Source organism: Citrobacter sp. RHB25-C09, assembly GCF_013836145.1.
Classification (GTDB): Bacteria; Pseudomonadota; Gammaproteobacteria; order Enterobacterales; family Enterobacteriaceae; genus Citrobacter_A.
Map to the genome: position 1 here is coordinate 1,190,767 of NZ_CP057483.1, position 21,991 is coordinate 1,212,757.

Genomic DNA, 21,991 nt, shown 5'->3' on the forward strand with positions numbered 1-21,991 from the left:
TTTTTTTTAGCTCTGATTCAGCATCCGCATCAGCTCTTCTTTCCACGGTGCTAACTCGCCGATATGAACGCTTACCCATTCAGGGTTGTAATAGGTATCCAGATAACGCTCACCGCTGTCACACAGCAGCGTGACCAGCGAACCGGTTTCTCCGGCCTTACGCATTCTGCAGGCAAGTTGCAGCATTCCCCACATATTCGTGCCGGTGGAAGCGCCGACTTTGCGGCCTAACTGTGCTTCCAGCCAGTGCGCCGTCGCCACGCTTGCCGCGTCGGGGACGCAGAGCATTTCATCAACCACGTCGGGAATAAAAGACGGCTCCACGCGGGGGCGACCAATCCCTTCAATTTTGCTTCCAACCGGGCTGCGCAATGTGGCATCGCGGTTCTGCCAGAAGGGGAGAAAAACGGAGTTTTCTGGATCCACGACCATCAGGCGGGTGTCGTAACCCTGACAGCGGATGAAACGCCCAATCGTTGCGGAGGTACCGCCAGTGCCTGCGCTCATCACAATATGCTTTGGTACCGGGTTGGGCTCACACTGCATCTGGCGGAAAATGCTGTCAGCGATATTGTTATTACCGCGCCAGTCGGTAGCGCGTTCGGCATAGGTAAACTGATCCATGTAATGGCCGTTTAGCTCACGCGCCAGTTGTTCAGACGCCGCATAAATTTCACAGGCGCTTTCCACAAAATGGCAGCGGCCGCCGTAAAATTCAATCTGCTCAATTTTGCGCTTTGCCGTACATGACGGCATCACGGCAATAAAGGGCAGCCCCAGCAGCCGGGCAAAATAGGCTTCGGAAACGGCCGTGGAACCGGACGAAGATTCTATAATAGTGGTGCCTTCATTAATCCAGCCATTGCATAAGCCGTACAGGAACAGCGAGCGAGCCAGTCGATGCTTCAGGCTGCCGGTAGGATGCGTGCTCTCATCTTTCAGATAGAGCTGGATGCCGGGAAAGGCAAGTAACGACAAACGGATCAGATGCGTGTCGGCGGAACGCTGGTAATCAGCATTGATTTCATTGATGGCGTTTTTAACCCAGGTGCTATTCATCATTAATATCCATTTGTCATTTTGTGCCAAGAGTAGCGAAAAGCACGGAAAAAATTGTTGCCATTTAGCCTTTAAAATAGAATCTAAGGAGAAAATTATTCTCTGAGGTGCCGGTATGTTAGATAAAATTGACCGCAAGCTGCTCGCGCTGATGCAACAGGACTGCACCCTCTCTTTGCAGGCGCTGGCGGATGCCGTTAATCTGACCACCACACCCTGCTGGAAGCGCATTAAACGGCTCGAAGATGACGGCATCTTGCTCGGGAGAGTAGCGCTGCTGGATGCCGAAAAACTGGGGCTGGGGTTAACCGCCTTTGTGCTTATCAAAACGCAGCATCACAGTAGTGAATGGTACAGTCGCTTTGTCACCGAGGTCAGTGAAATGCCCGAAGTTCTGGGGTTCTGGCGCATGGCGGGGGAGTATGATTACCTGATGCGAGTTCAGGTGGCCGACATGAAACGCTATGACGACTTCTATAAACGTCTGGTGAACAGCGTTCCAGGACTGTCCGACGTCACGTCGAGCTTTGCGATGGAACAGATTAAGTACACCACTGCTTTACCCGTTGAATAACCCTCCCGGCGACAGTCGCCGGAAAACCTGGTCAGGATGTAACGCGTGCGATTATTTGCTCAATTAAGCTGGTATTTTCGTCGGGAGTGGCGTCGCTACCTCGGCGCTGTTGCCTTGCTTATTATCATTGCCATTCTTCAACTGATCCCGCCAAAGGTGGTCGGTATCGTGGTAGATGGCGTGACCACTCAGCATTTTACCCCTCAGCGGGTAATGATGTGGATTGGCACCATCGCGCTGATTGCCGTTGTGGTCTATTTGCTGCGATATGTATGGCGCGTATTGCTGTTTGGTGCCTCTTACCAACTGGCGGTTGAGTTGCGTGAAGATTATTACCGCCAACTTAGCCGCCAGCATCCCGAATTTTATCTGCGCCACCGTACCGGAGATTTAATGGCGCGCGCCACCAATGATGTTGACCGCGTGGTCTTTGCTGCCGGTGAGGGGGTGCTGACGCTGGTCGACTCTTTGGTGATGGGCTGTGCGGTGCTGATTGTGATGTCTACCCAGATCAGTTGGCAGCTCACCCTGTTCGCACTGTTGCCAATGCCGGTGATGGCGCTGATGATCAAACGCTACGGCGATCGTCTGCATGACCGTTTCAAGCTGGCGCAGGCGGCGTTCTCCAGCCTGAACGATCGTACTCAGGAGAGTATGACCAGTATTCGTATGATCAAAGCCTTTGGTCTGGAAGACCGACAGTCCGCCCTGTTTGCCGCCGAGGCGGAGGATACCGGCAAGAAAAATATGCGCGTGGCGCGTATCGATGCCCGTTTCGACCCGACGATTTATATCGCCATTGGCACAGCGAATCTTTTAGCCATCGGTGGCGGTAGCTGGATGGTGGTCAACGGCTCGCTGACGCTGGGTCAACTGACCAGCTTTATGATGTACCTCGGGCTGATGATTTGGCCGATGTTAGCGCTGGCGTGGATGTTCAATATCGTGGAGCGTGGTAGCGCTGCGTATAGCCGTATCCGCGCGATGCTTGCTGAGGCGCCGGTGGTCAACGACGGCAGTGAACCGGTGCCGGAAGGGCGTGGTGAACTGGCGGTGGGCATTCGTGAGTTCAGTTACCCGCAGACGTCGCATCCGGCGCTGGAAAACGTGAATTTCCGTCTGCAACCCGGTCAAATGCTGGGGATTTGCGGGCCGACCGGCGCGGGTAAAAGCACGGTACTGTCGCTGATACAGCGCCATTTCGATGTCACTCAGGGTGATATACGGTTTCATGAAATCCCTCTGACGCGCCTGCAACTGGACAGTTGGCGCAGTCGGCTTGCCGTCGTCAGCCAGACGCCGTTCCTGTTTTCGGATACCGTTGCCAATAACATCGCGCTTGGCTGTCCAAACGCGACCATGCAGGACATTGAGCATGTGGCGCGGTTGGCCAGCGTGCATGAGGATATTCTTCGTCTGCCGCGGGGATACGAAACTGAAGTTGGCGAGCGCGGCGTGATGCTCTCCGGTGGGCAGAAGCAGCGAATTTCCATTGCCCGTGCGCTGCTGCTCAACGCCGAAATCCTGATTCTCGACGATGCACTTTCCGCTGTGGACGGACGCACCGAGCATCAGATCCTGCACAACCTGCGCCAGTGGGGGGAAGGGCGCACGGTGATCATCAGCGCGCACCGCTTATCGGCGCTGACCGAAGCGAGTGAAATTATCGTGATGCAGCATGGGCATATTGCTCAGCGCGGCGATCACGACGCTCTGGTGCAGCAGAAGGGCTGGTATCGCGACATGTACCGCTATCAGCAGTTGGAAGCGGCGCTGGATGAAGCACCGGAAAACGACGAGGTGACGGCAAATGCGTAGTTTTGGGCAGTTATGGCCGACCCTCAAACGTCTGTTAGCTTATGGTTCACCGTGGCGTAAACCGCTTGGCGCTGCAGTGATCATGCTATGGGTCGCGGCAGCCGCGGAAGTCAGCGGTCCGCTGCTGATAAGTTATTTTATCGACAATATGGTGGCGAAAAATCAACTACCGCTGGGGATAGTCTCTGGCCTGATTGCCGCCTACCTGGGGCTGCAAATTCTTGCCGCCAGTCTCCACTATGCGCAGTCTCTGCTGTTTAACCGTGCCGCGGTAGGCGTGGTGCAACAGTTGCGTACTGACGTGATGGATGCCGCGTTACGCCAGCCGTTGAGCGAATTCGACGTTCAACCGGTCGGGCAACTGATTTCCCGCGTGACGAACGATACCGAGGTTATTCGCGACCTGTATGTCACTGTGGTAGCGACTGTCTTGCGCAGCGCTGCGTTGATTGGTGCAATGCTGGTGGCAATGTTTAGCCTTGACTGGCGTATGGCGCTGGTGGCTATCCTGATTTTCCCGGCGGTGATGGTGGTAATGGTTATCTACCAGCGGTACAGCACCCCGATTGTGCGCCGGGTGCGCGCTTATCTTGCGGATATCAACGACGGTTTTAACGAAGTCATCAATGGCATGAGTGTCATCCAGCAGTTTCGCCAGCAGGCGCGTTTTGGGGAGCGAATGGGGGAGGCCAGTCGCTCACACTATATGGCGCGAATGCAGACGCTGCGTTTAGACGGCTTCTTGCTGCGTCCACTGCTGAGCCTGTTTTCTGCGCTCATCCTTTGTGGCTTGCTTATGCTCTTCAGCTTTACCTCGGCGGGGACAATTGAAGTTGGGGTGCTCTACGCATTTATCAGCTATCTGGCGCGACTGAATGAACCGCTGATTGAACTCACCACGCAGCAGTCGATGATGCAACAGGCGGTCGTGGCGGGCGAGCGCGTGTTTGAACTGATGGACGGGCCGCGCCAACGCTATGGCCAGGATCCGCGTCCGCTGACGTCCGGGCAGATTGACGTTGAGAATGTGTCGTTTGCCTATCGTGACGACAATCTGGTACTGCAAAACGTCAGCCTTTCCGTACCGTCACGCGGCTTTGTCGCGCTGGTAGGCCACACGGGAAGTGGTAAAAGTACCCTTGCCAGCCTGCTGATGGGCTATTACCCACTCACTCAGGGTGAGATTCGCCTGGACGGGCGACCGCTCAATACGCTGAGCCACAGCGTGCTGCGCCAGGGCGTAGCGATGGTGCAACAGGACCCGGTAGTAATGGCCGATACGTTTCTGGCTAATGTAACGCTCGGTCGTGATATCTCCGAAGAGCAGGTCTGGCAGGCGCTGGAAACGGTGCAGCTGGCAGACCTGGCGCGGGGCATGAGCGAAGGGATCCACACGCGTCTGGGCGAGCAGGGCAATAATCTCTCCGTCGGACAAAAGCAGTTGTTGGCCCTGGCGCGGGTACTGGTGGCGACGCCACAGGTGTTAATCCTGGATGAAGCCACTGCCAGCATCGACTCCGGCACTGAACAGGCGATTCAACAGGCACTTGCTGCTGTGCGCGAACACACGACGCTGGTTGTTATTGCTCACCGACTGTCAACTATCGTTGAGGCAGACACCATTCTGGTGCTTCATCGTGGGCAGGCGGTTGAGCGCGGTACACATCAGCAGCTGCTTGCGGCTCAGGGGCGTTACTGGCAAATGTATCAGTTACAGCTTGCCGGGGAAGAACTGGCGGCCAGCGTGCGTGAGGACTCGCTCCCCGCCTGATGCACCAACGCTAACAGCCACCTCAATGGTGGTGCAAAAATGTAACGCACTGTGCACTGTCATGGTGCGTTTTTCTTTTCTGTTCCCCCGTTTCCTTTGCTTTCGCCCATCCAGAGCGCGTTTTTCATTTCTGGCACACCCCTTGCAATGACGTAATCGTGTAGATGCGCCATTACTGAATTCTGACTGGAGGGGATATATGAAGCTGGTTACCGTGGTAATCAAACCATTCAAACTGGAAGATGTTCGCGAAGCGCTCTCTTCTATTGGTATTCAGGGGCTGACCGTGACCGAAGTGAAAGGGTTCGGGCGTCAGAAAGGTCATGCCGAGCTCTATCGGGGGGCAGAATACAGCGTTAACTTCCTGCCAAAAGTGAAGATAGATGTCGCGATTGCCGACGATCAGCTCGATGACGTGATCGAGGTTATTAGCAAGTCGGCTTACACAGGAAAAATTGGCGACGGCAAAATTTTTGTCGCCGAGCTACAACGCGTCATTCGTATTCGTACCGGCGAAGCTGACGAAGCGGCGCTGTAATGCTCAGGGCACACAGTAACGGGAAAACGACAAAATGAAGATAGCAACGATGAAAACAGGCCTTGCTTCGCTAATGCTGTTGCCAGGTTTCGCAATGGCTGCGCCGGCGGTTGCCGACAAAGCAGATAACGGCTTTATGATGATTTGTACCGCGCTGGTGCTGTTTATGACCATTCCGGGCATCGCACTGTTCTATGGCGGATTGATCCGCAGTAAGAACGTGTTGTCGATGTTGACCCAGGTGACGGTGACTTTCGCGCTGGTGTGTATTATGTGGGTCGTCTTCGGCTATTCACTGGCGTTTGGTGAAGGGAACAGCTTCTTCGGCAATTTCAACTGGGTGATGCTCAAGAACATTGAGTTAACCGCCGTGATGGGCAGTATCTACCAGTATATTCACGTCGCTTTCCAGGGATCGTTTGCCTGTATCACCGTCGGCCTGATAGTAGGGGCGCTGGCTGAACGTATACGCTTCTCCGCCGTGCTGATCTTTGTGGTGGTCTGGCTGACGCTCTCCTACATTCCCATCGCGCATATGGTATGGGGTGGCGGTCTGCTGGCCTCGCACGGCGCACTGGACTTCGCCGGTGGCACCGTTGTGCATATTAACGCAGCGATAGCAGGGCTGGTTGGGGCATACCTGATCGGTAAACGCGTGGGCTTTGGCAAAGAAGCGTTTAAACCGCATAACCTGCCGATGGTGTTTACCGGAACCGCCATTCTGTACATCGGCTGGTTCGGCTTTAACGCCGGGTCGGCGGGGGCCGCGAGCGAAATTGCCGCACTGGCGTTTGTGAATACGGTCGTGGCGACGGCAGCGGCTATTCTCGGTTGGATCTTTGGCGAATGGGCGCTGCGCGGTAAACCCTCTCTGCTGGGGGCGTGTTCTGGCGCGATTGCCGGTCTGGTTGGCGTCACGCCTGCCTGTGGATACATCGGCGTAGGCGGTGCGTTAATCATTGGCGTGGCTGCCGGACTGGCCGGTCTGTGGGGCGTAACGATGCTCAAACGCCTGCTGCGCGTTGACGATCCGTGTGATGTGTTCGGCGTTCACGGCGTCTGCGGGATTGTCGGTTGTATTCTGACCGGCGTGTTTGCCTCGGGTGCGCTGGGTGGTGTGGGCTTTGCCGAAGGCGTGACGATGGGGCATCAGGTTCTGGTACAACTGGAGAGCATTGCTGTCACTATCGTCTGGTCCGGTGTCGTCGCGTTTATCGGCTATAAGCTGGCAGACCTGACGGTTGGGCTGCGCGTCCCGGAAGAGCAGGAGCGCGAAGGGCTGGATGTGAACAGCCACGGCGAGAATGCCTATAACGCATAATAAAAATTGCCCGGTGGCGCATTGCTTACCGGGCTTACGCCTGGACTTGTAGGCCGGATAAGGCGAAGCCGCCATCCGGCATTTACTTAGTTGTGATTACGCATCACCCCTTCCTGAACCGTCGAAGCGACCAGAACCCCTTCCTGCGTATAAAGTTCACCGCGTACAAAGCCTCGGGCGCTGGAAGCAGAGGTGCTTTCCACACTGTACAGCAGCCATTCATTCAGATTGAACGGCCGGTGGAACCACATCGAGTGGTCAATGGTGGCGATCTGAATCCCTTTTTCAAGGAAACCAATTCCATGCGGTTGCAGGGCAACGGGCAGGAAATTGAGATCCGAAGCATATCCCAGCAGATACTGATGAACGCGGAGATCGTCCGGCAGCGTACCGTTGGCGCGGATCCACACCTGACGCGCCGGTTCCGCGACGTGTCCTTTTAAGGGGTTATGAAACTCCACTGGGCGTATTTCCAGCGGACGGTCGCAAAGAAATTTGTCTTTTAACACCGGCGGCAGCAGGTGCGCCAGCGACTGCGCTATCTCCGTTTCTGAACGCAATCCCTCGGGTGATGGCGCGGCTGGCATGGTTTTTTGATGCTCGAAGCCGCCTTCGGGGGCCTGGAACGATGCGGTCATGTAAAAAATGGGCTTCCCATTCTGTATGGCAGCAACGCGCCTGGCACTGAAACTGTTACCGTCACGCAGCACTTCGACATCATAAATAATCGGCTTCTGGCTATCGCCCGGGCGTAAAAAATAGCTGTGGAAGGAGTGCACCAGGCGCTCTGTGGCAACCGTCTCTTTGGCCGCATACAGCGCCTGACCGACAACCTGTCCACCAAACACTTGTCGTAATCCTAAGTCTTCACTTTGGCCCCGAAAGAGTCCTTCCTCTATTTTTTCCAGATTCAACAATGTCAGCAATTTATTCAGTGCCTGACTCATACATGCTCTCCAGGTTACAACGACGCCGAAGCGAGATAGGCAGAGTATAACGCAATTTTGTAAGTGGTCCGATGGGTGCAATTGTCTGAATAACAGGCCAATTGCAGGCAAATATTAGTGATGTGTGCCACACTTAATCACGTTATGTTTTTGTTAACCACTATCCCGGCGGGGGGAAAACCTGCTGGTGCATTGATGATAAGGAGAATTAAATGAAACTCGTGCACATCGTGAGTGGTTTAGCGGTTGCGGTTGCTCTGGCAGCCTGCGCTGATAAAAGCGCAGATATTCAGACACCTGCGCCAAACCCAAATACGTCTGTTGCGGCTACACAGCCTACGATTCAGCAACCTAATGTCTCAGGTACGGTATGGATCCGGCAGAAAGTGGCATTGCCACCCGATGCTGTCCTGACCGTGACGTTGTCAGACGCCTCGCTGGCCGACGCGCCGTCGAAGGTTCTGGCACAAAAAGCGGTTCGTACCGAGGGTAAACAAGCTCCGTTCAGCTTCGTGCTGCCGTTTAACCCGGCTGACGTTCAGCCAAACGCCCGTATCCTGTTGAGTGCGGCAGTGACAATTAATGACCAGTTGGTCTTTATCACTGATACCGTTCAACCGGTCATTAACCAGGGCGGCACAAAAGCCGATCTGACACTGGTTCCTGTCCAGCAGACAGCGGTTCCTGTGCAGGCAAGCGGTGGGGCAGCAACAACCGTGCCTTCAACCTCGCCCACGCAGGTCATACCATCCTCGGCTATTCCAGCACCTACGCAGTACTAAAGGTCCATTAACCCTCTCCGTCAGGGGAGGGTTAAATCAATAATTCCAGCGATAGCGCTGCAAATCGATGTATCCACTGCCTGAAACCTGTACCCCTTCAGCTAATAATGCCTGACGCTGGCGCTGGAGATCGGGGCCGGTTAAGGAAATGGCGCCGTGGCGATTCACCACCCGATGCCAGGGCAGAGTACTGCCCTCCGGTAAGCGTTTAAGCACGCCGCCAACCTGGCGGGCCGCACGGGGAGAACCCGCGAGACTCGCGACATCACCATACGTGGTGACGAATCCTTCCGGAATAGAGGCAACAATTTGCCAGACGCGCTGCGGGAAAGTGTCTTGTCTGTCCATGGTGTATTCCTGAGCTAATCCTTCAGCATAATCTGGAATAGCGCGCGCGTGAAGTTACATTGTACAAGAAACCAGCATCCAGCGTGCGATGGCTTGCAATTACAGGGGGCAGCAGTGATAATGCGCCTGCGCGTTGGTTAACAACGCTCTCAATGGGGGCTCTGTTGGTTCTCCCGCAACGCTACTCTGTTTACCAGGTCAGGTCCGGAAGGAAGCAGCCAAGGCAGATGACGCGTGTGCCGGGATGTAGCTGGCAGGGCCCCCACCCATTTCTACGTCCCCTCTCATTTTTTCCATTTGCCATAAATAAGTCATTTTTTTGTCATATTTTGCTGACACAGTGTTATTGGGAAGTTAAAGGTTACTCATCTCTCTTTTCACGTCGTGGTGATGTTGATGTCAGCTACGTCGTGTTTTTTCCTGTTTAAAAGGATTCTTACCATGGCTACTGCGGTTCTGAACGTTAAAATCGATGAGACATTAAAAGAGAAACTGCGTCATTACGCTGAAGTAAATAATGAGAATTTAAGTATTACGACACAGAAGCTGCTGCATTGCGCATTTGAAACAGCAGTTGAGGCGGGAGTGTGTGCAGGGGATATTGATAGTCAACATACGGAAGAATCGCCGGTTGACCCTCTCACTCCTAAAGAAATCAAAGCGCTGCGCAAAATACTCAAGAAGAAAAAATGAAACAGCAACCCCTCTCCGTCGCCACTAATTATGGCGAAGCCTGTGAATTGTTACGGTCAGGCTACGTTAAACATGTTCGTTTATGCTGGAATGTCGGCAGCGACGAATTCTTTCGTATTGCTTCAGACTGGTGTGATGCTGGAGCCAAAATAAAGAAAGAAGGCGATAATTTTGTTATTTCCCTGAAAAGTTTCCCGGTGCCGCGTCAGCTTTAAACAATCTTACGCGTTTTACCGCTACCAGAATGCAGGCTCAGCGTCTCCCAGATGGGCTGTAACGAGTGAAACGCTGAGCGCATAGCCTCTTCCGGCAGGGCAAAGGGCATACGCAAGAACCGATCAAACGCGCCCGCGAGTCCAAAACGCGTGCCAGTCCCCAGTTGAATACCCACGCTTTCGGCGCGAGCGGCAAAAATTGTCGCCAGCGTATCCGGCAATTCCACCCAAAACGATAATCCCCCCTGAGGCTGCTGAAAGCGCCATTCGGGAAAATGCGTACGCATTAATGTCTGACATAACGCGCGACGTCCGGCGAGGAGTTGCCTGCGCTGGGGCAAAAAGGTATGCGCATTATCCAGCAGCCACTCCGTGGCGAGCTGTTCGAGAACAGGCGAACCGAGATCGAAGGTATCGCGCATTTGCACCAGTGCGGCAATAGTACGGGCAGGCGCGCGCACCCAGCCCAGACGCAATCCGCCCCAGAAACTCTTTCCCGCTGAACCTAACATAATGATCGGCGCATCACGATGATAGGCCGCAAGGGGCGGAGGGGGTGGCGCATCGTACCAGAGGTTGACCATCGTCTCGTCGATCACCAGCGTCGTTCGCGTGCGGGCGGCAATATCCGCCACCACTTGCCGGGTAGCATTGTCCATACAACGTCCGGTGGGATTATGAAAATCCGGCATCAGGTAGGCCAGTCTGGGTGCTGTTTGGGCGATGGTTGCCGCCAGTCCGTCGGTGTCCCAACCCTCTTCGGGAAGCGAGACGCCAATGGGGCGGCACGAAGCCCCCTGAATCGCGGCGATAGCCAGCGGATAGGTTGGGTGATCCACCACCACGCGATCGCCGGGACCGGTCAGTAAACGTAAGATCAGCGCCAGGCCACTTACCGCACCGTTCACCACCATCACCTCATCTGCTCGCGTCGGCAACCCGCGCTCGCAGTAATGACGCGCGATAGATTCCCGTAACGAGTAAATCCCCTGCGGTAGATAACCCGAAGTCAGCAGATGCTGCGGCATCGCGCAGAGCGCCTGTTGATAAGCCTGATGTATTTCGGGACCTGCACTGAGCGCCGCGGTAGAAAGATCTACCGTTAGCGTAGAGCCAGTCCGCGTGGGGACTTCGCGGATGTGAGAGGGGAGAATGACTCGCGAGCCGCTACCGTGGCGGCTTTCCAGATAACCTTCTTCACGCAGTTGGGCCAGCGCGCTGGCGACCGTGGTTCGACTGATGGTAAGTACGGTTGCCAGTTCTCGCTCACCGGGAAGGCGTGTGTCGAGCGCCAGACGACCGTCGAGGATAAGCAGACGCAGGGCTTCTGCCAGTTGCCGCCAGAGTGGCGTTCTGGAGAAGCTCTCTTGCCAGTGTCCAAGCAGACGCTGGAGAGACTGGCTTCCGTGACGACGTGACGACATATCAGTCCACTTTTTAGAAACTGGTCATTAATCATAGTGCCAATTGCGCAGAAGATGAAGCCATCTTAATGGGGAGGTGGAATATGGGGCGTCGTCTGGTGCAACTCTACTTTGGGCTGGTGCTGTACGGGGTATCAACCGCGATGTTTGTGCGCGCCGATTTAGGTGCCGACCCGTGGAATGTGTTCCATCTGGGACTCGCGAAGTTGCTGTCGATGCAGATCGGTGTGGTGATGATTTTGGTGGGCGCTCTGGTATTGCTCCTGTGGATCCCGCTGCGTCAGCGACCGGGATTAGGCACGCTGAGTAATGTGATCGTGATAGGGCTTGCCGCCGACGCTGCGTTGATGGTGATACCGGAACTGTCGTCGCTGGGGGTTCGTAGCGTGATACTGGTGATGGCGGTGATCGTAAACGCCCTGGCCACCAGCATGTATATTGGCGCAGGTTTCGGCGCGGGTCCACGAGATGGCCTGATGACCGGGATCCATGCGCGAACAGGGTGGTCGGTACGCACCATTCGTACCGCTATCGAGGTGACCGTCCTATTGAGCGGTTGGCTGCTCGGCGGCACGCTCGGTGTGGGGACAGTACTGTATGCCCTGGCCATTGGCCCGTTGATTCAGCTCTGTCTGCCGTGGTTTCGCTACCAACCTCGTTCCCGGATTCAGGCGGCATAGTGACCAGATGAGGCTAAACTTGATCTCGACTGACGCGGCTGGAATCCTCCTTCCGCGCAGTGGACTTCGGAGGTTTTTCTCATGAAGTATGTTGATGGTTTTGTGGTAGCCGTACCTGCCGAAAACAAGGAGGCGTATAAGGCGATGGCGGCCAAAGCCGCACCGCTATTTAAGGAATTTGGTGCGCTACGCATTGTTGAATGTTGGGCCGACGACGTGCCAGACGGCAAAGTCACCGATTTTCGCATGGCGGTAAAAGCCGAGGAGCATGAAGAAGTGGTGTTCAGCTGGATTGAATACCCGTCGAAAGAGGTGCGCGATGCGGCGAATCAGAAGATGATGTCCGATCCGCGCATGAAAGAATTTGGTGAATCCATGCCCTTTGATGGCAAGCGCATGATTTATGGCGGGTTCTCATCAATTATCGACGAATAACATGCCTGGCTGTGCGGCGTGCCGCCAGCCATTTACACTTTACAGTCGTTTCTCCGCCCACAGAATAAACGCCTCTTTTGGCAGCGCTTTACTGTACAGCCAACCCTGACCATACTGGACACCATGTTGACGTAGCCAGTTTTCCTGATCTGCCGTTTCGATACCTTCCGCGACCATTTCTAGCTTCAGTGTTTTTGCCATTTCGATGATATGGGGTGTGACATTTTTAAATTCCAGCGCATCCACAAATGATTTGTCGATTTTCAGAATGTCGACATCCAGATTCTGGAGGTAGCTGAGGCTCGAATAGCCGGTACCAAAATCATCAATATAAATAGCATGACCTGCCTGTCGATAACGGGCGATAATCGGTGAACTGGTTGCGGGGTCGGCAAACTCACGCTCTGTTAATTCGAGCGCGATCTGCTGAGGAGGGATCTGATGGCGGTTAAGTAACTTATTTAACAGCAGAGGGAATTTGTCCGAGAGTAAATCAGCGGACTCAACGTTGATGGAGATATGCTGTTCAGGAAACTGCCGCAACCATTTGGCCATATCTTCAAATACGGTTTCAACAATTAAACGTGTAAGGGGTTCCGTCAGGCCCGTCTGTGCGGCAAGAGTAATAAATATTTCCGGAGAAAGATAACTGCCGTCAGTTTGCGGCCAGCGCGCTAATGCTTCGGCTCCGACGATTTTCCCGGTGGTTAATGAAATGATGGGCTGGTAATGAACCTTAATCTCCCGGTTGTTAATCGCATCCTGTAAGCGATGATGCGGAGACTGTAGGCGGCGCAGAATGCGCAGAATAAAGGCGGCAGCCAGCAAGCCGATGATGATACCGAAAGGGACCCAGATAAACGCCTGGCGATACCAGATTTTTTCCAGCGGTAGGGTCGAAGACCAACTGACAATGGAGATCCCCATGTCCGGAAAAGGGCGTATTTCGTAGATGATGCCATGGCTTTCCAGATGGCGAGGCGTTGTTTCCTGACTAAATTGCAGAACGTTCGGGGCGAGCGCGCGACTGCTGGCAATAACGTTATTATGCGTCGTTCCAATAATAGCCACATCGATAGGCCACGAGCCAAAAGGCACAACGTCGATAAAGGATGCGGGATCAATCATCACGATATAATGCTCGGTACCCAGCGCTGCCATGTAACGCTTAATGCCTAAATCATTTTGTGCAGTATACCATGCCCGGTATCCGTCATTGGTAATCCTCATCGGCGGAGGGAGTTGACCTGTGCTGCTGTTCTGTTCCAGCGAAGAACAGCGAGGGATGTTGTTTTCCAGATAGACCACTTCCTGAACGTAGCGGTAGCTGTAGGAAATACGCCGCATAGCGAGCAGATGCTCACGGGAGCAGGGGAGACTTTTAACCGCTTCTATTTGCTGAAGTGCAAATTTTGCTTGTTCGACAACGCGAGTTGTTCGTTCTGAAACGCGTAGTGAATATGAGTCCAGTTCTTCAAGGAATTTTTTCTCAACCTGGAGGTGTGCGATCCATATGCTCAGGCCTACGGGAACCAGTACGGAAAGGATAAGTACGCCTGTCACGAGGCTTACAAGATGTCGCGTTCGCACGAAGATATCCTAATTAGCACAAAGTAAGGAAAGTATATCCGATCGGCAAAAAAGACCTGTAAATTATACCGTTAATTCGAGAATTATTTTCCCCGAGAATTATAAAACAAAGGGTATCAATCAGGAAAGGGCAATGAACGGCAGGCGTACCGGAAACCGGTACGCATTGGCCTGTGGCTACTGATGAGCCTCGGCACGTGCAAGGGTGAAAATATCATAAAACGACAGGTCGCCTTTACGGGCAATCATCTTCTGTAATTGTGTTTTATGTCCATCGTCCACGTGCGGGGAGTGAAGAATTGTGTTGATTAATTCAGGTGGGACATAACGCGTGTTATACCATTCCCCGTTATAGCAAACTCTGAAGTCCAGCACGTCAATATCTTCATAGCGATAGCGCGGGGCAACATCAAAAAAGAAAAAGCCATTCAACAATACAAATAACACCACCAGTAGCCAGACAGAATCGACCAGCGTTTCCGATTGCAGCATCACGGCCAGGGTGGCAAACCACGCGACATACATGCCTATAAACAGACCAGGGTGCTTGCGAATGAAACTGATACTAAAGCGCGGCCTGTTATCGCGTTTCTCACGCACATTGAGCTCGTCGATCGTTTCAGTGAGCAGGCGCTGTATTTCAGTCATCTTTTGCCTTTATGATTTTCGCTATTTTCAGGAGAACGGCCTAGTTTAATAGGCCGCTGGTCGCGAAAAAAGTAACAGATTAACCACAATTTAGCATAACAGTTACAGTTTAGTATCAAGGGTTTTTATGATGCGCGCAGGGTTACCGCCAACCACCACGTTGGCGGGGACGTTTTTCGTCACCACCGCGCCGGATGCCACGACAACATTGTCACCAATCGTAACGCCGGGGTTAATGACTGCCCGGCCGCCCAGCCATACGTTATTGCCTATCGTGACGGATTTGCCGAATTCCTTACCGCTGTTACGTTCAGTCGCATCGAGTGGATGCGTTGCGGTATAGATGTGGACGCCCGGTGCCAGCATACAGTTATCACCAATATAAATAGGGCAGACGTCCAGCATTACGCAGTCGAAGTTGGCGTAAAAATCTTTACCAAGAAAGATGTTGTAACCGTAGTCACAGCGGAAAGTGGGTTCGATATAGGCATTGTTACAGCGGCCCAGAAGCGACGTCAGAATCGCCAGCCGTTCGGCTTTTTCATCCGGTGCGGTCTGGTTGTAACGATGGATAAGCCGACGAGCCTGTAAGCGGTCATGGCGTAATGTATCATCTGACGGGCGATAGTATTCGCCCGCAATCATCTTCTGTTTTTCTGCACTCATTTTTTGCGCTCATAACCGGTTTACTTTCCGGGTACTACAGTAAAGGGACGGCACCGAACAGGGAACGTTCCCTGATGAGTTATGTGAACGCAATCACAAAGGTATTTTTGAAATTTAACGCAAAGACCAATAAACCCTCTCAAGTCATCATTCGTATTATTCGTATTATCTGATAAATTAATTAACAAATTAACGAATGAATTTCCACACGGAGGAGGGGATCTTGTCGTAAAGCTTATTCATGGTCAATTCTGCGAGTCGATGATCTGCTGCTGAGTAAAATACCGCCAATTCATTGTCAGATAATTCATATTTATTTTTCTCAATTACGCGCTCCAGTGTATCAATTGACTGACAGCGTCGCAAACGCATCAAATAATCAGTTTTGGTTAATGGTTTATCAGACATACATCTTACCTATGATTGTAATAATTTTAACAAGACAAACTAACAGGATTAGCCCTGGTGGCATTCACGAAACAGCGAAACAAGCGATTTCCCGACTTACGCCATTTCTGCAGATCCTGCGCATTAATGCCATAACTACTGAACAACATAAAAGTGTCGTCCAGATATTCATCAATCTGTTCAATCAGCTTATTGTCCTCATTATACTTAATTTTATAATTAAGTGCGAAGGTCGCAATATGCTCTATCAGTTCGTTGAGTTGCAGGTTGATTGCCGAGGTTGGGTCGTTAACCCAGCCATGATGACTTTCTTCAAGATTGGCAAGACAGTCATGATATAGCGTCTCACAGAGAAATTTAAGCTGCGCGATATCATATCTCTTGGGTGAGTATTCATCCATAACGCATCCCCTTCTTCGTGGTTGAACTAACCGTACACCTTACGGGATGGTGTGCAACTAACAGACCTTGAACTTACCCTCTACGCCTGACGATTTAACTATAATCTACTCTAAAAAAGATTTCATTGCCATATTACGAAAAATTACAATTAATTTAAATTAGGTGCGACAATTGTAACTCACATTATAGCATGCGTTCTGTCGAGTCCGGAATGGGATAATTCCGTGATTATTTTGTAATTCATTGGCTTATCGACTTCTCACCCTACCTCGCATGTCGCCGGAGTAAAAACAAGGCATCCGTTTTCCTGAGATTTCTCTTAAGAATGAATTATTAAGGAAAAAATAAGAATTTGCTAGTGCGGTTAAGAATAGCCTCCAGAATGTTAGGGGCTATATCTTTTATTTCTTCCGCTAAAAGTAAAGAGAGTAACAATTAAGGTTTTTCGATGGTTTAGAACGAAAAAAAGGCCGCTTGCGCGGCCTTTTATGAAAGAGCATCAGTGGTTTTCGACGGAATGACTGTGCTCAAGATCCTCATTTTTCCGACTAAAGCGACGGCGAACCACCACAAAGAAGACCGGAACGAAGAAGATAGCCAGCACGGTAGCTGTCACCATCCCACCCATAACGCCAGTACCTACCGCGTTCTGTGCGCCAGAGCCCGCGCCGGAGCTAATAACCAGCGGCATTACACCCAGAATAAACGCCAGGGACGTCATCAGAATGGGGCGCAAACGCATACGTACCGCTTCCAGCGTCGCTTCAATCAGACCTTTGCCTTCTTTATCCATCAGATCTTTGGCGAATTCGACGATCAATATCGCGTTCTTCGCCGACAGGCCAATGGTTGTAAGCAGGCCCACCTGGAAGTAAACGTCGTTGGTTAATCCGCGGAATGTCGCGGCTAACAGCGCACCGATAACCCCGAGTGGAACGACCAGCATAACGGAGAACGGAATCGACCAACTCTCATACAGCGCCGCCAGACACAAGAAGACGACAATCAACGAGATGGCATACAGGGCAGGGGCCTGGTTGCCGGACAGACGTTCCTGATAGGACATCCCCGTCCAGTCATAGCCCACGCCCGAAGGCAGTTTGCTGGCCAGTTGCTCCATCAGAGCCATTGCCTCACCCGTACTTTTACCTGGCGCCGCCTGGCCTAAAATTTCCATTGAAGGCAGACCGTTATAGCGTTCCAGGCGCGGTGAACCGTATTCCCAGCGTGAAGAGGAAAATGCGGAGAATGGCACCATCTGACCATCGCTGCTGCGCACGTACCAGTCGCCAATATCATCCGGCAACATACGGTATTTGGCTTCGGACATGACGTAAACTTTCTTCACGCGACCACGGTCGATAAAGTCGTTCACGTAGCTTCCGCCCCACGCCGCACCCAGTGTGGTATTAATATCGCTAATGGAAACGCCCAGCGCCTGTGCTTTTTCCTGGTCGATATTAATTTTGAACTGTGGCGTGTCTTCCAGACCGTTCGGACGTACGCCGACCAACAGGTCCGGATGTTTTGCCACTTCACCTAACAGTTGGTTACGCGCCTGAGTGAGTTTTTCATGGCCCAGGCCCGCCTGGTCAATCAGCTCAAAGTCAAAACCAGTTGCTGTACCGAGTTCGACAATCGCAGGCAGGTTAAAGGCGAATACCATTGCGTCTTTGATCTGCGAGAAATAGGCCATTGCGCGACCGGTAATCGCGTCGACTTTATTCTCATCCCCCGGACGGTCAGCCCAGTCTTTCAGCGACACAAACGCAATACCGGTATTCTGTCCACGACCCGCAAAACCAAAGCCGTTAACCGCAAAGACCGATTCAACGTTGTTTTTCTCTTTGGTGAGATAATAATCAGTCATCTCATCAAGCACTTTCTGCGTACGTTCCTGGGTCGCACCCGCAGGCAACTGTGCCATGCTCAGGAATACCCCCTGGTCCTCATCTGGCAAGAAGGAGCTTGGCAGACGCACGAACAGGAAGGCCATGCCAACCACGATGATCAAATACAGCAGCAGATAACGACCGGTGCTGCGCAGAATATTACCTACGCTGTCGGTGTAATGGTGCGTGCTCTTATCGAACATCCGGTTAAACCAGCCGAAGAATCCTTTTTTGCCTTCACCGTGATCGCCTTTGGCAATAGGTTTAAGCATGGTTGCACAAAGTGCAGGGGTCAGGATCAATGCGACCAGCACCGACAGCGCCATTGCGGAAACAATGGTGATGGAGAACTGACGGTAAATAGCCCCGGTAGAACCGCCAAAGAAGGCCATCGGAATAAATACCGCCGACAGGACCATCGCGATACCGACCAGCGCGCCCTGAATCTGGCCCATGGATTTACGCGTCGCTTCTTTCGGCGGTAATCCTTCCTCGGACATCACGCGCTCGACGTTCTCGACCACCACGATGGCGTCATCCACCAATAGACCGATGGCGAGCACCATCCCGAACATCGTCAGGGTGTTTATCGAGAAGCCGAAAGCCGCAAGTACCGCAAATGTCCCCAGCAGTACGACTGGCACCGCAATCGTCGGAATCAACGTCGCGCGGAAGTTCTGCAAGAACAGATACATGACCAGGAATACGAGTATGATCGCTTCTACCAGCGTTTTAACCACTTCGTGAATGGAGATTTTCACGAACGGCGTGGTGTCATACGGATAAACGATTTTCAAACCTGACGGGAAGAACGGCTCCATTTTTACCAGTTCAGCACGAATCGCTGCGGCGGTATCCAGGGCGTTTGCCCCCGTAGCCAGTTTGATCCCCAGCCCGGAAGCCGGTTTTCCGTTGAACTTAGCGATGATGTCATAGTTTTCACCCCCCAGTTCAATCTTCGACACGTCGCGCAGGCGCACCTGAGAACCATCCTGATTCACTTTCAGCAGAATTTTGCCGAACTCATCGGTGGATGTCAGACGGGTTTGCGCAATGATAGAGGCATTAAGCTGCTGGCCCTTCACCGGCGGCGTACCCCCTAATTGACCGGCTGCGACCTGGGCGTTCTGAGCCTTGATCGCAGTAATGACATCGACTGGCGTCAGTTGATATTTATTGAGCTCAGTCGGGTCCATCCAGATACGCATAGCATATTGCGAACCAAACAGCTGAACGTCACCCACACCAGAGGTACGGCTGATGGCGTCCTTCATGTTAGCAGCAACATAGTCGGAAATATCTTCCTGCGTCATGGTGCCGTCGGTGTTGATGACGCCGACAACCATCAGGAAGCTACTGGAAGATTTCTCGACGCTCACACCTTGCTGTTGGACTTCCTGCGGCAGCAGCGGCATCGCCAGTTGCAGTTTGTTCTGCACCTGTACCTGCGCAATGTCCGCATCGGTGCCAGATTCGAAGGTCAGGGTGATCTGCACGGAACCCGTGGAGTCACTGTTTGACGACATGTACATCAGGTTATCGATACCGTTCATATTCTGTTCGATAACCTGTGTAACAGTGTCCTGCACCGTTTTGGCGTCAGCACCGGGGTAGACAGCAGAGATCGTCACGGCCGGCGGCGCAATCGTTGGATATTGCGCGACCGGCAGTTTGAGGATCGCAAGCCCCCCTGCCAACATAATGATTATTGCGATCACCCACGCGAATATTGGGCGATCGATAAAGAAATTAGGCATGTCTTAACGGCTCCTGTTTAAGTTAAGACTTAGACTGCTCAGGCTGGTTACCGCTGGCGGCTTGTTGCTTGTTATCTGCGGTAATCTCTTGTGCTTTCACCTGCGCACCAGGACGCACTTTCTGCAGCCCACTAATAATGACGCGATCGCCGGCCTTCAGGCCGCTCGTGACCAGCCATTTGTCGCCAATCGCCTGGCTTGCAACGATCGGACGGGTTTCCACTTTATCGTCAGCGCCGACGACCAGCACGGTTGCATCACCCCGCGGCGTACGCGTAACCCCCTGTTGTGGCACCAGCAGAGCGGTGGGGTTGGTCCCTTCTTCCAGGCGAGCACGGACAAACATGCCCGGCAGCAACGTATGATCCGGGTTAGGGAAGATGGCACGCAACGTAATGGATCCGGTCGTCTGGTCAACGGTGACGTCAGAGAACTCAAGCGTACCGTCCTGCGGGAACTTGATACCGTCGCTGGTCACCAGCGAGACTTTCGCCTTACCGTTTTCCTGCTTCAGCGTTCCGTTCGCCAGTTCCTGCTTCAGACGCAGGAAATCGTTGCTCGACTGAGTCACATCCACATAGATAGGATCCAGTTGCTGTACAGTTGCCAGCGCAGTCGCCTGACCGTTTTGTACCAGCGCACCTTCCGTCACGGCTGATTTGCCAATACGACCACTAATGGGTGATGTCACTTTGGTATACGCGAGGTTAATGCGGGCGGTTTCAACAGCGGCTTTCGCTGCGATCACTGCTGCATTTGCCTGTTGAGCATCGGCCAGCGCCTGATCGTAATCCTGCTTGCTGATGTACTGCGTACCCAGCAGTTTTTGATAACGATTGACCGTAACCTGAGCGATACTCGCAGCGGCCTGAGCTTTCGCCAGGTCACCTTTAGCGCTTTCATAAGCGGCTTGATATGTCGCGGGATCAATCTGATACAGAGAGACACCGGCATCGATATCGCTACCTTCTTTGAAGTTGCGCTTGAGGATAATACCGCTTACCTGGGGGCGAACTTCCGCAATACGGAAAGCACTCGTGCGGCCTGGGAGTTCAGTGGTAATTTGAAGAGGTTCGGTTTTGAGCGTCACAACCCCAACTTCTGGCATCTGCGGGCCCCCTTGTTGGGCCTGTTTGTCGTCACATCCTGTTAGCGCTAAGCTGCCTGAGAGCATCAGAACGACCGCCAGAGGCGTAAACCCTCTGTTTTTGTTCATATGTAAACCTCGAGTGTCCGATTTCAAATTGTTCAATGGTCAAAAGTACACAAACCCATTGCTGCGTTTATATTATCGTCGTGCTATGGTACATACATTCACAAATGTATGTAAATCTAACGCCTGTAAATTCACCGACCTATGGCACGAAAAACCAAACAACAAGCGCAGGAAACACGGCAACACATTCTGGATGTGGCTCTACGCCTGTTCTCGCAACAAGGGGTTTCGTCCACCTCGCTTGCGGAGATTGCAAAAGCCGCTGGCGTGACACGCGGTGCAATCTATTGGCATTTCAAAAACAAGTCGGATTTATTTAGTGAGATCTGGGAGCTTTCAGAATCCAATATTGGTGAGCTAGAGACTGAGTATCAAGCAAAATTCCCTGACGATCCACTATCTGTTTTAAGAGAAATACTAATACATCTTCTTGAATCAACCGTGACGGAGGAGCGTCGACGTTTATTGATGGAAATTATATTCCACAAATGTGAATTTGTGGGGGAAATGGCCATCGTGCAAGAGGCGCAGAAAAACATCTGTCTGGAAAGTTATGACCGTATCGAGCAAACGCTAACTCATTGTATTAACGCAAAAATGCTTCCGGAAAGCCTTTTGACGCGACGTGCTGCGGTCATTATGCGTGCCTCTATTTCTGGCATAATGGAAAACTGGCTTTTTGCCCCTCAATCCTTTGATTTGAAAAAAGAAGCGCAACATTACGTCGCCATTCTGCTGGAAATGCTGATGTTTTGTCCGACGCTGCAGGCGGCGTCAGCAGAACAAAAATCCTGAGGCTGACTCCAG

General features: G+C 52.6%; 22 protein-coding genes and 1 other RNA gene. 12 read left to right on the forward strand and 11 right to left on the reverse strand.

Annotated features, from left to right (window positions below; all coding sequences use genetic code 11):
• Positions 1–6: 6 nt before the first annotated feature.
• Complete coding sequence (locus HVY19_RS05535; protein WP_220132937.1) at positions 7–1,062, reverse strand: PLP-dependent cysteine synthase family protein; 1,056 nt, start codon at positions 1,060–1,062, stop codon at positions 7–9.
• Positions 1,063–1,174: 112 nt separating this feature from the next.
• Here HVY19_RS05535 and HVY19_RS05540 point away from each other — a divergent pair, with 112 nt between their 5' ends.
• The 5 genes from HVY19_RS05540 to amtB all read left to right on the forward strand — a co-directional run bounded on the left by HVY19_RS05540 (position 1,175) and on the right by amtB (position 7,081).
• Positions 1,175–1,633: an Lrp/AsnC family transcriptional regulator gene (locus HVY19_RS05540; RefSeq protein ID WP_181683359.1), complete on the forward strand. Its 459-nt coding sequence runs from the start codon at positions 1,175–1,177 to the stop codon at positions 1,631–1,633.
• 45 nt (positions 1,634–1,678) lie between these two features.
• Complete coding sequence (locus HVY19_RS05545) at positions 1,679–3,451, forward strand: SmdA family multidrug ABC transporter permease/ATP-binding protein (protein ID WP_181683360.1); 1,773 nt, start codon at positions 1,679–1,681, stop codon at positions 3,449–3,451.
• The gene (locus HVY19_RS05550; protein ID WP_181683361.1) at positions 3,444–5,222 is read left to right on the forward strand and encodes a SmdB family multidrug efflux ABC transporter permease/ATP-binding protein; all 1,779 of its coding nucleotides are present in this window, start codon (positions 3,444–3,446) and stop codon (positions 5,220–5,222) included. The genes HVY19_RS05545 and HVY19_RS05550 overlap by 8 nt, the downstream gene beginning before the upstream one ends.
• Before the next feature lie 199 nt (positions 5,223–5,421).
• Positions 5,422–5,760, forward strand: coding sequence for a P-II family nitrogen regulator (gene glnK, locus HVY19_RS05555; protein ID WP_181683362.1), 339 nt, complete (start codon positions 5,422–5,424; stop codon positions 5,758–5,760).
• A gap of 34 nt (positions 5,761–5,794) precedes the next feature.
• Positions 5,795–7,081 (forward strand): ammonium transporter AmtB, encoded by a 1,287-nt coding sequence (amtB, locus tag HVY19_RS05560; protein WP_181683363.1) that lies wholly within the window; start codon positions 5,795–5,797, stop codon positions 7,079–7,081.
• Positions 7,082–7,167: 86 nt separating this feature from the next.
• Here amtB and tesB read toward each other — a convergent pair whose 3' ends face one another.
• Positions 7,168–8,028, reverse strand: a complete 861-nt coding sequence (gene tesB, locus HVY19_RS05565) for an acyl-CoA thioesterase II (protein WP_181683364.1) — start codon at positions 8,026–8,028, stop codon at positions 7,168–7,170.
• A gap of 212 nt (positions 8,029–8,240) precedes the next feature.
• Here tesB and HVY19_RS05570 point away from each other — a divergent pair, with 212 nt between their 5' ends.
• Complete coding sequence (locus HVY19_RS05570) at positions 8,241–8,810, forward strand: YbaY family lipoprotein (RefSeq protein ID WP_181683365.1); 570 nt, start codon at positions 8,241–8,243, stop codon at positions 8,808–8,810.
• Positions 8,811–8,846: 36 nt separating this feature from the next.
• Here the strand turns inward: HVY19_RS05570 and HVY19_RS05575 are convergent, their stop codons facing one another.
• Positions 8,847–9,158 carry an MGMT family protein gene (locus tag HVY19_RS05575; RefSeq protein WP_181683366.1) on the reverse strand — a complete coding sequence of 104 codons (312 nt, stop codon included), beginning with the start codon at positions 9,156–9,158 and terminating at the stop codon, positions 8,847–8,849.
• Between the two features lie 162 nt (positions 9,159–9,320).
• Between HVY19_RS05575 and ffs the strand changes: the two genes are divergently transcribed.
• The 3 genes from ffs (at position 9,321) to HVY19_RS05590 (ending at position 10,066) form a co-directional block, all read left to right on the forward strand.
• Positions 9,321–9,417: signal recognition particle sRNA small type (gene ffs / locus HVY19_RS05580), an RNA gene on the forward strand.
• A gap of 182 nt (positions 9,418–9,599) precedes the next feature.
• Positions 9,600–9,851, forward strand: a complete 252-nt coding sequence (locus HVY19_RS05585) for a hypothetical protein (RefSeq protein ID WP_181683367.1) — start codon at positions 9,600–9,602, stop codon at positions 9,849–9,851.
• Entirely contained in the window at positions 9,848–10,066 is a 219-nt protein-coding gene (locus HVY19_RS05590) for a hypothetical protein (RefSeq protein ID WP_181683368.1), read from the forward strand. Before HVY19_RS05585 ends, HVY19_RS05590 begins: the two co-directional genes overlap by 4 nt.
• Here HVY19_RS05590 and HVY19_RS05595 read toward each other — a convergent pair.
• Positions 10,063–11,490 (reverse strand): PLP-dependent aminotransferase family protein, encoded by a 1,428-nt coding sequence (locus HVY19_RS05595; protein WP_181683369.1) that lies wholly within the window; start codon positions 11,488–11,490, stop codon positions 10,063–10,065. The genes HVY19_RS05590 and HVY19_RS05595 overlap by 4 nt on opposite strands.
• Before the next feature lie 83 nt (positions 11,491–11,573).
• Between HVY19_RS05595 and HVY19_RS05600 the strand changes: the two genes are divergently transcribed.
• Together HVY19_RS05600 and HVY19_RS05605 are read left to right on the forward strand one after the other, a co-directional pair.
• Complete coding sequence (locus HVY19_RS05600; protein ID WP_181683370.1) at positions 11,574–12,170, forward strand: hypothetical protein; 597 nt, start codon at positions 11,574–11,576, stop codon at positions 12,168–12,170.
• An 81-nt stretch (positions 12,171–12,251) separates the two neighbouring features.
• Positions 12,252–12,605 (forward strand): DUF1428 family protein, encoded by a 354-nt coding sequence (locus HVY19_RS05605; protein ID WP_181683371.1) that lies wholly within the window; start codon positions 12,252–12,254, stop codon positions 12,603–12,605.
• A gap of 39 nt (positions 12,606–12,644) precedes the next feature.
• Here the strand turns inward: HVY19_RS05605 and HVY19_RS05610 are convergent, their stop codons facing one another.
• From HVY19_RS05610 to acrA, 7 genes are all read right to left on the reverse strand, one after another.
• Positions 12,645–14,195 carry an EAL domain-containing protein gene (locus tag HVY19_RS05610; protein WP_181683372.1) on the reverse strand — a complete coding sequence of 517 codons (1,551 nt, stop codon included), beginning with the start codon at positions 14,193–14,195 and terminating at the stop codon, positions 12,645–12,647.
• Positions 14,196–14,372: 177 nt separating this feature from the next.
• Positions 14,373–14,843, reverse strand: coding sequence for a YlaC family protein (locus HVY19_RS05615; protein ID WP_181683373.1), 471 nt, complete (start codon positions 14,841–14,843; stop codon positions 14,373–14,375).
• 102 nt (positions 14,844–14,945) lie between these two features.
• Positions 14,946–15,509, reverse strand: coding sequence for a maltose O-acetyltransferase (gene maa, locus HVY19_RS05620; protein WP_181683374.1), 564 nt, complete (start codon positions 15,507–15,509; stop codon positions 14,946–14,948).
• Between the two features lie 189 nt (positions 15,510–15,698).
• Complete coding sequence (locus HVY19_RS05625) at positions 15,699–15,917, reverse strand: HHA domain-containing protein (protein WP_155106458.1); 219 nt, start codon at positions 15,915–15,917, stop codon at positions 15,699–15,701.
• Positions 15,918–15,943: 26 nt separating this feature from the next.
• On the reverse strand, positions 15,944–16,318 hold the full coding sequence (tomB, locus tag HVY19_RS05630) for an Hha toxicity modulator TomB (RefSeq protein WP_181683375.1): 375 nt from the start codon (positions 16,316–16,318) through the stop codon (positions 15,944–15,946).
• A gap of 500 nt (positions 16,319–16,818) precedes the next feature.
• Positions 16,819–19,968, reverse strand: coding sequence for an efflux RND transporter permease AcrB (acrB, locus tag HVY19_RS05635; RefSeq protein ID WP_181683376.1), 3,150 nt, complete (start codon positions 19,966–19,968; stop codon positions 16,819–16,821).
• Between the two features lie 22 nt (positions 19,969–19,990).
• Positions 19,991–21,184, reverse strand: a complete 1,194-nt coding sequence (acrA, locus tag HVY19_RS05640) for a multidrug efflux RND transporter periplasmic adaptor subunit AcrA (protein ID WP_181683377.1) — start codon at positions 21,182–21,184, stop codon at positions 19,991–19,993.
• Positions 21,185–21,325: 141 nt separating this feature from the next.
• Between acrA and acrR the strand changes: the two genes are divergently transcribed.
• Positions 21,326–21,979, forward strand: a complete 654-nt coding sequence (gene acrR, locus HVY19_RS05645; protein WP_181683378.1) for a multidrug efflux transporter transcriptional repressor AcrR — start codon at positions 21,326–21,328, stop codon at positions 21,977–21,979.
• Positions 21,980–21,991 lie beyond the last annotated feature (12 nt).